Source organism: Escherichia sp. WS547 (assembly GCF_046486065.1).
Lineage (GTDB): Bacteria > Pseudomonadota > Gammaproteobacteria > Enterobacterales > Enterobacteriaceae > Escherichia > Escherichia coli.
In genome coordinates this window covers 1-8,656 of sequence record NZ_JBJQMA010000047.1, presented here as the reverse complement: position 1 = coordinate 8,656, position 8,656 = coordinate 1, and the positions used below count along the sequence as shown (strand labels likewise).

The following is an 8,656-nucleotide window of genomic DNA, read 5'->3' as shown; positions in this document are numbered from 1 at the left end:
GAAGTTGGATGCAAATGTCAGATCGTGTGCGCCTGTTAGGGCGCGGCTGGTAAGAGAGCCTTATAGGCGCATTTGAAAAACCTCCGGCTATGCCGGAGGATATTTATTTTCATGGTTAATCACCATGTAAAACGTTTCGAGGTTGATCACATTTCCGTAACTTCACGATGGTTTTCCCAACTCAGTCAGGATTAAACTGCGGGTCAGCGAAACGTTTCGCTGATGGAGAAAAAAATGAAAAAAGGCACCGTTCTTAATTCTGATATTTCATCGGTGATCTCCCGACTGGGACATACCGATACGCTGGTGGTGTGTGATGCAGGTTTACCCATTCCCAAAAGTACAACGCGTATCGATATGGCATTAACCCAGGGTGTACCTTCTTTTATGCAGGTGCTGGGCGTCGTCACAAATGAAATGCAGGTCGAGGCAGCCATTATCGCGGAAGAGATCAAACAACATAATCCGCAACTCCACGAAACGTTGCTCACTCACCTTGAGCAGCTGCAAAAACACCAGGGAAATACCATTGAAATTCGTTACACCACGCATGAACAATTCAAACAACAAACCGCAGAAAGTCAGGCGGTAATTCGCAGCGGAGAATGTTCTCCGTATGCGAATATCATTCTCTGTGCTGGCGTGACGTTCTGAGGCCGTCATGGAAGCATTACTTCAGCTTAAAGGCATCGATAAAGCCTTCCCGGGCGTAAAAGCCCTCTCGGGTGCAGCGTTAAATGTCTATCCTGGCCGCGTGATGGCGCTGGTGGGCGAAAACGGTGCGGGTAAATCCACCATGATGAAAGTGCTTACGGGTATCTATACTCGCGATGCCGGTACGCTTTTATGGCTGGGGAAAGAAACGACGTTTACCGGGCCGAAATCTTCCCAGGAAGCCGGGATTGGGATTATCCATCAGGAACTGAACCTGATCCCGCAGTTGACCATTGCCGAAAACATTTTCCTCGGTCGTGAGTTTGTTAATCGCTTTGGCAAAATTGACTGGAAAACCATGTATGCCGAAGCGGATAAATTGCTGGCTAAACTTAACCTGCGCTTTAAAAGCGACAAGTTAGTGGGCGATCTTTCCATCGGTGACCAGCAAATGGTTGAAATAGCCAAAGTGCTGAGCTTTGAGTCGAAAGTCATCATTATGGATGAACCGACCGATGCGCTGACCGATACCGAAACCGAATCCTTGTTCCGCGTCATCCGCGAGCTGAAATCGCAAGGCCGCGGTATTGTCTATATTTCCCACCGCATGAAAGAAATCTTCGAGATTTGCGATGACGTTACCGTTTTTCGTGATGGGCAATTTATTGCTGAGCGTGAAGTAGCATCACTGACCGAAGATTCGCTGATTGAGATGATGGTGGGCCGCAAGCTGGAAGATCAATATCCGCACCTGGACAAAGCGCCAGGAGATATTCGCCTGAAAGTCGATAATCTCTGCGGACCTGGCGTTAACGATGTCTCTTTTACTTTACGCAAAGGCGAAATTCTTGGCGTCTCTGGTTTGATGGGCGCAGGTCGTACCGAACTGATGAAAGTGCTCTACGGCGCACTGCCGCGCACCAGCGGTTACGTCACCCTGGATGGGCATGAAGTTGTTACCCGTTCACCGCAGGATGGCCTGGCAAACGGCATTGTGTATATCTCCGAAGACCGTAAACGTGACGGTTTAGTGCTGGGCATGTCAGTAAAAGAGAATATGTCGCTGACCGCGCTGCGCTACTTCAGCCGCGCTGGCGGCAGTTTGAAGCATGCCGATGAACAGCAGGCAGTAAGTGATTTCATTCGTCTGTTTAATGTGAAAACGCCGTCGATGGAACAGGCAATTGGTCTGCTTTCCGGTGGCAATCAGCAAAAAGTGGCGATTGCCCGTGGTCTGATGACACGCCCCAAAGTGTTGATCCTCGATGAGCCTACCCGTGGCGTAGATGTCGGCGCGAAAAAAGAGATCTATCAACTGATTAACCAGTTCAAAGCCGATGGCTTGAGCATCATTCTGGTGTCATCGGAGATGCCAGAAGTATTAGGCATGAGCGATCGCATCATCGTCATGCATGAAGGGCATCTCAGCGGGGAATTTACTCGTGAGCAGGCCACCCAGGAAGTGTTAATGGCTGCCGCTGTGGGCAAGCTTAATCGCGTGAATCAGGAGTAAAAAAATGACAACCCAGACTGTCTCTGGTCGCCGTTATTTCACGAAAGCGTGGCTGATGGAGCAGAAATCGCTTATCGCTCTGCTGGTGCTGATCGCGATTGTCTCGACGTTAAGCCCGAACTTTTTCACCATCAATAACTTATTCAATATTCTCCAGCAAACCTCGGTGAACGCCATTATGGCAGTCGGGATGACGCTGGTGATCCTGACGTCGGGCATCGACTTGTCGGTAGGTTCTCTATTGGCGCTGACCGGCGCAGTTGCTGCATCTATCGTTGGCATTGAAGTCAATGCGCTGGTGGCTGTCGCTGCCGCTCTCGCGTTAGGTGCCGCAATTGGTGCGGTAACCGGGGTGATTGTAGCGAAAGGTCGCGTCCAGGCGTTTATCGCTACGCTGGTTATGATGCTTTTACTGCGCGGCGTGACCATGGTTTATACCAACGGTAGCCCAGTGAATACCGGCTTTACTGAGAACGCCGATCTGTTTGGCTGGTTTGGGATCGGTCGTCCGCTGGGCGTACCGACGCCAGTCTGGATCATGGGGATTGTGTTCCTCGCGGCCTGGTACATGCTGCATCACACGCGTTTGGGGCGTTACATCTACGCGCTGGGCGGCAACGAAGCGGCAACGCGTCTTTCTGGTATCAACGTCAATAAAATCAAAATCATCGTCTATTCTCTTTGTGGTCTGCTGGCATCGCTGGCCGGGATCATTGAAGTGGCGCGTCTCTCCTCCGCACAACCCACGGCGGGGACTGGCTATGAGCTGGATGCTATTGCTGCGGTGGTTCTGGGCGGTACGAGTCTGGCGGGCGGAAAAGGTCGCATTGTTGGGACGTTGATCGGCGCATTAATTCTTGGCTTCCTTAATAATGGATTGAATTTGTTAGGTGTTTCCTCCTATTACCAGATGATCGTCAAAGCGGTGGTGATTTTGCTGGCGGTGCTGGTAGACAACAAAAAGCAGTAATAACGACTACAGGACATCTTGAATATGAACATGAAAAAACTGGCTACCCTGGTTTCCGCTGTTGCGCTAAGCGCCACCGTCAGTGCGAATGCGATGGCAAAAGACACCATCGCGCTGGTGGTCTCCACGCTTAACAACCCGTTCTTTGTATCGCTGAAAGATGGCGCGCAGAAAGAGGCGGATAAACTTGGCTATAACCTGGTGGTGCTGGACTCCCAGAACAACCCGGCGAAAGAGCTGGCGAACGTGCAGGACTTAACCGTTCGCGGCACCAAAATTCTGCTGATTAACCCGACCGACTCCGACGCAGTAGGTAATGCTGTGAAGATGGCTAACCAGGCGAACATCCCGGTTATCACTCTTGACCGCCAGGCAACGAAAGGTGAAGTGGTGAGCCACATTGCATCTGATAACGTACTGGGCGGCAAAATCGCCGGTGATTACATCGCGAAGAAAGCGGGTGAAGGTGCCAAAGTTATCGAGCTGCAAGGCATTGCCGGTACATCCGCAGCCCGTGAACGTGGCGAAGGTTTCCAGCAGGCCGTTGCTGCTCACAAGTTTAATGTTCTTGCCAGCCAGCCTGCAGATTTTGATCGCACCAAAGGTTTGAACGTAATGCAGAACCTGTTGACCGCTCATCCGGATGTTCAGGCTGTATTCGCGCAGAATGATGAAATGGCGCTTGGCGCGCTGCGCGCACTGCAAACTGCCGGTAAATCGGATGTGATGGTCGTCGGATTTGACGGTACACCGGATGGCGAAAAAGCGGTGAATGATGGCAAACTAGCAGCGACTATCGCTCAGCTACCCGATCAGATTGGCGCGAAAGGCGTCGAAACCGCAGATAAAGTGCTGAAAGGCGAGAAAGTTCAGGCTAAGTATCCGGTTGATCTGAAACTGGTTGTTAAGCAGTAGTTTTAATCAGGTTGTATGACCTGATGGTGACATAAATACGTCATCGACAGATGAACGTGTAATATAAAGAAAAGCAGGGCACGCGCCACCCTAACACGGTGGCGCATTTTATGGACATCCCGAATATGCAAAACGCAGGCAGCCTCGTTGTTCTTGGCAGCATTAATGCTGACCACATTCTTAATCTTCAATCTTTTCCTACTCCAGGCGAAACCGTAACCGGTAACCACTATCAGGTTGCATTTGGCGGCAAAGGCGCTAATCAGGCTGTGGCTGCTGGGCGTAGCGGTGCGAATATCGCGTTTATTGCCTGTACGGGTGATGACAGTATTGGTGAGAGCGTTCGCCAGCAGCTCGCCACTGATAACATCGATATTACTCCGGTCAGCGTGATCAAAGGCGAATCAACAGGTGTGGCGCTGATTTTTGTTAATGGCGAAGGTGAGAATGTCATCGGTATTCATGCCGGCGCTAATGCTGCCCTTTCCCCGGCGCTGGTGGAAGCGCAACGTGAGCGTATTGCCAACGCGTCAGCATTATTAATGCAGCTGGAATCACCACTCGAAAGTGTGATGGCAGCGGCGAAAATCGCCCATCAAAATAAGACTATCGTTGCGCTTAACCCGGCTCCGGCTCGCGAACTTCCTGACGAACTGCTGGCGCTGGTGGACATTATTACGCCAAACGAAACGGAAGCAGAAAAGCTCACCGGTATTCGTGTTGAAAATGATGAAGATGCAGCGAAGGCGGCGCAGGTACTGCATGAAAAAGGTATCCATACTGTACTGATTACTTTAGGAAGTCGTGGTGTATGGGCTAGCGTGAATGGTGAAGGTCAGCGCGTTCCTGGATTCCGGGTGCAGGCTGTCGATACCATTGCTGCCGGAGATACCTTTAACGGCGCGTTAATCACGGCGTTGCTGGAAGAAAAACCATTGCCAGAGGCGATTCGGTTTGCCCATGCTGCCGCTGCGATTGCCGTAACACGTAAAGGCGCACAACCTTCCGTACCGTGGCGTGAAGAGATCGACGCATTTTTAGACAGGCAGAGGTGATGCTTGGCTACAATGAAAGATGTTGCCCGCCTGGCGGGCGTTTCTACCTCAACAGTTTCTCACGTTATCAATAAAGATCGCTTCGTCAGTGAAGCGATTACCGCCAAAGTTGAAGCGGCGATTAAAGAACTCAATTACGCGCCATCAGCCCTGGCGCGTAGCCTCAAACTCAATCAAACACATACCATTGGCATGTTGATCACTGCCAGTACCAATCCTTTCTATTCAGAACTGGTGCGTGGCGTTGAACGCAGCTGCTTCGAACGCGGTTATAGTCTCGTCCTTTGCAATACTGAAGGCGATGAACAGCGGATGAATCGCAATCTGGAAACGCTGATGCAAAAACGCGTTGATGGCTTGCTGTTACTGTGCACCGAAACGCATCAACCTTCGCGTGAAATCATGCAACGTTATCCGACAGTGCCTACTGTGATGATGGACTGGGCTCCGTTCGATGGCGACAGCGATCTTATTCAGGATAACTCGTTGCTGGGCGGAGACTTAGCAACGCAATATCTGATCGATAAAGGTCATACCCGTATCGCCTGTATTACCGGTCCGCTGGATAAAACTCCGGCGCGCCTGCGGTTGGAAGGTTATCGGGCGGCGATGAAACGTGCGGGTCTCAACATTCCTGATGGCTATGAAGTCACTGGTGATTTTGAATTTAACGGCGGGTTTGACGCCATGCGCCAACTGTTATCACATCCGCTGCGTCCTCAGGCCGTCTTTACCGGAAATGACGCTATGGCTGTTGGCGTTTACCAGGCGCTGTATCAGGCAGAGTTACAGGTTCCGCAGGATATCGCGGTGATTGGCTATGACGATATCGAACTGGCAAGCTTTATGACGCCACCATTAACCACTATCCACCAACCGAAAGATGAACTGGGGGAGCTGGCGATTGATGTACTCATCCATCGGATAACCCAGCCGACCCTTCAGCAACAACGATTACAACTTACTCCGATTCTGATGGAACGCGGTTCGGCTTAGATTTACGCTGTCTTTTGATCAAATTATTACCATCGGTTGTTTTCAGAAGCATGAACATTGCTGCTGAAGCAACAGTAATAATGCCCATCGTGATAAACGTATAGTGGAATTGTTCGACTGTCGTTGTGCCTTCCATCCCTTCATAAACGCGAAGGACGGCCGCACTTACAGCAACGCCTAAACTGATAGACAGTTGCTGCGTGACCGCCAGAACACTGTTACCGCTGCTGGCGTTGTCATCGGTCAGATCGGCAAGTGTGATGGTATTCATTGCGGTAAATTGCGTCGACATAGCCATCCCTAATATAAACAACGGCAAGATCAGCATCCATATCGCCATTGCTGGTGATTGCAAAGAGAACTGAGCGATCATTAGCCCAATAATCACCGTGATCCCCACTAACGTATGGCGATAGCCCAGACGACGTAAGACTTGGGTAACCATCGATTTTGCAATAATGGAACCTAACGCTGTCGGTGCCATCATACAGCCGGCAATAAACGCCTGATAACCAAATCCTACCTGTAACATCAATGGCATAAGGAACGGTACACAGCCGGTCCCCAGACGGGTTGCAATATTGCCTACGATACCGATCGAGAAAGTGCGGGTTTTAAATAAATCTAATGAAATTAATGGGTTTGGCGTGCGTCGTGCATGGAGAATATAGAGAAGCAGTAACCCGATGCTGGTGACAATTACCGTCAAGGCAATCCAACTGGCGACAATCTTTTCCCCGAATAGCTCTATTCCGCTTGAGAAGAGAACAAGGCTAAGGCCAAACAGCAAAAAGCCAGTGATATCGAATCTGCGTCGTGCGGTGGTGAAATTGGGCATATGTTTGCGCGCGTAAAGAAGGCCCGCAATACCTATGGGGATATTGATTAAAAATATCCAGTGCCAGGTTGCCCAGGTGACCAGCACGCCGCCAAGAACGGGGCCTAAAATTGGCCCCACCAGACCCGGCATGGCGACAAAATTCAATACAGGAAGAAGCTCATTACGAGGATAAGCGCGCAGTAAGGCCAGCCGAGCAACAGGCATCATCATTGCGCCGCCTATCCCCTGAATAACCCGGAAGACAACCAGCTGTGGTAGCGAGTTAGAAAGTGCGCAGGCCAGAGAACCCAACGTGAACAGACTCACGGCAAGGGTAAATATGCGACGCGTACCGAAGCGATCGGCTAGCCATCCGCTTACCGGAATAAGCATCGCCACCGTCAGCGTATAACTGATGATGGCTGATTGCATCGCGAGAGGAGAACGATTAAGGCTATGAGCGATTGCGGGTAAGGCGGTATTCAGAATAGTGGCATCAAGTGCCTGCATGAAGAAGGCCATCGCCGCGATCCACGGCAAACCCGCCATACTGCGCTTCTTTTTATCGCTCATTCAATGTCCTGTTATCGGGGTGTCACTTATCAGGTGAGCGTAGCAGCGCCTGACAAGCTTTAAATGCCGCGTCGCCATCGCTTTGGATAATCGCGTCAACAATCGCCTGGTGCAGATCCAGCTTTATCACTGTGTCGCTGGTAATTGACGTGAAGTAAGTGTGATAAACCGAATGGAATAGCGAGGCGAATGAGGTCAAAAACGGATTGGCGCTCATTTCATAGATATGCTCATGCCAAGCCATATCGACCTCAATCCAGCGTTCACGGCGAAAGTTCTCTTTTAATGCCACCATTTCGGCCATTAACGTATTGAGATGCGCCTTCTGTTCCGCGGTGCCAACCGTTGCAGCCAGTAGGCAAGCTTGCGGCTCCAGACAGATACGCATAACCAGAAAGTGATCGATGACCTGATGAAAGTTCTCTTCTGTCATCCACCAGGTAAGCAATTCCTGATCAAGAAAATTCCAGTTTGATTGTGGCATGACCCGGGTACCAATTCGCGGTCGCGGTAAAACCATCCCTTTTGCCGTTAACGTTTTGACCGCTTCGCGTACCGCTGTACGACTCACTCCAAATTGCTCGCCCAGCTCAATCTCACCAGGCAAAATGGTGCCGGGTTCATATTCACCTTTTAAGATGCGTTGCGCCAGCTTCTCAGCCAGAACATACGAAAGGTTTTTCTGTGCAGCTAACTGTTGTGCGCTTAAAGGCATTACTAATCTTCCTTTTTCTTTTTATTCCTCCTTAGTATGCCACCAGGAAGTGTGATTACGGTTGCAAAAACGGCAAATTGCTTGTTTTATGGCACATTAACGGGGCTTTTGCTGAAAAAATGCGCGGTCAGAAAATTATTTTAAATTTCCTCTTGTCAGGCCGGAATAACTCCCTATAATGCGCCACCACTGACACGGAACAACGGCAAACACGCCGCCGGGTCAGAGGGGTTCTCCTGAGAACTTCGGCAGAGAAAGCAAAAATAAATGCTTGACTCTGTAGCGGGAAAGCGTATTATGCACACCCCGCGCCGCTGAGAAAAAGCGAAGCGGCACTGCTCTTTAACAATTTATCAGACAATCTGTGTGGGCACTCGAAGATACGGATTCTTAACGTCGCAAGACGAAAAATGAATACCAAGTCTCAAGAGTGAACACGTAATTC

Annotated in this window: 8 protein-coding genes; 6 read left to right on the top strand and 2 right to left on the bottom strand. The window is 50.3% G+C overall.

Annotation, left to right across the window (positions count from 1 at the left end; translation table 11 throughout):
• Positions 1-234 precede the first annotated feature (234 nt).
• From rbsD to rbsR, 6 genes are all read left to right on the top strand, one after another.
• The gene (gene rbsD / locus ACJHWK_RS23635) at positions 235-654 is read left to right on the top strand and encodes a D-ribose pyranase (RefSeq protein ID WP_000715936.1); all 420 of its coding nucleotides are present in this window, start codon (positions 235-237) and stop codon (positions 652-654) included.
• 7 nt (positions 655-661) lie between these two features.
• Positions 662-2,167 (top strand): ribose ABC transporter ATP-binding protein RbsA, encoded by a 1,506-nt coding sequence (gene rbsA / locus ACJHWK_RS23630; RefSeq protein ID WP_000387770.1) that lies wholly within the window; start codon positions 662-664, stop codon positions 2,165-2,167.
• Positions 2,168-2,171: 4 nt separating this feature from the next.
• A complete protein-coding gene (gene rbsC / locus ACJHWK_RS23625) occupies positions 2,172-3,137 on the top strand; it encodes a ribose ABC transporter permease (RefSeq protein ID WP_000211858.1) in 966 nt (321 codons plus the stop codon).
• Positions 3,138-3,161: 24 nt separating this feature from the next.
• Complete coding sequence (rbsB, locus tag ACJHWK_RS23620) at positions 3,162-4,052, top strand: ribose ABC transporter substrate-binding protein RbsB (RefSeq protein WP_001056273.1); 891 nt, start codon at positions 3,162-3,164, stop codon at positions 4,050-4,052.
• A 125-nt stretch (positions 4,053-4,177) separates the two neighbouring features.
• Positions 4,178-5,107: a ribokinase gene (rbsK, locus tag ACJHWK_RS23615; RefSeq protein WP_001590929.1), complete on the top strand. Its 930-nt coding sequence runs from the start codon at positions 4,178-4,180 to the stop codon at positions 5,105-5,107.
• Positions 5,108-5,110: 3 nt separating this feature from the next.
• A complete protein-coding gene (gene rbsR, locus ACJHWK_RS23610) occupies positions 5,111-6,103 on the top strand; it encodes a ribose operon transcriptional repressor RbsR (RefSeq protein WP_000224470.1) in 993 nt (330 codons plus the stop codon).
• On the opposite strand, the gene mdtD is transcribed toward rbsR, so the two are convergent.
• Together mdtD and ACJHWK_RS23600 are read right to left on the bottom strand one after the other, a co-directional pair.
• Complete coding sequence (mdtD, locus tag ACJHWK_RS23605) at positions 6,069-7,496, bottom strand: multidrug transporter subunit MdtD (protein WP_001280852.1); 1,428 nt, start codon at positions 7,494-7,496, stop codon at positions 6,069-6,071. The genes rbsR and mdtD overlap by 35 nt on opposite strands.
• 22 nt (positions 7,497-7,518) lie before the next feature.
• Positions 7,519-8,211: a FadR/GntR family transcriptional regulator gene (locus ACJHWK_RS23600; protein WP_001131177.1), complete on the bottom strand. Its 693-nt coding sequence runs from the start codon at positions 8,209-8,211 to the stop codon at positions 7,519-7,521.
• Between the last annotated feature and the right edge of the window lie 445 nt (positions 8,212-8,656).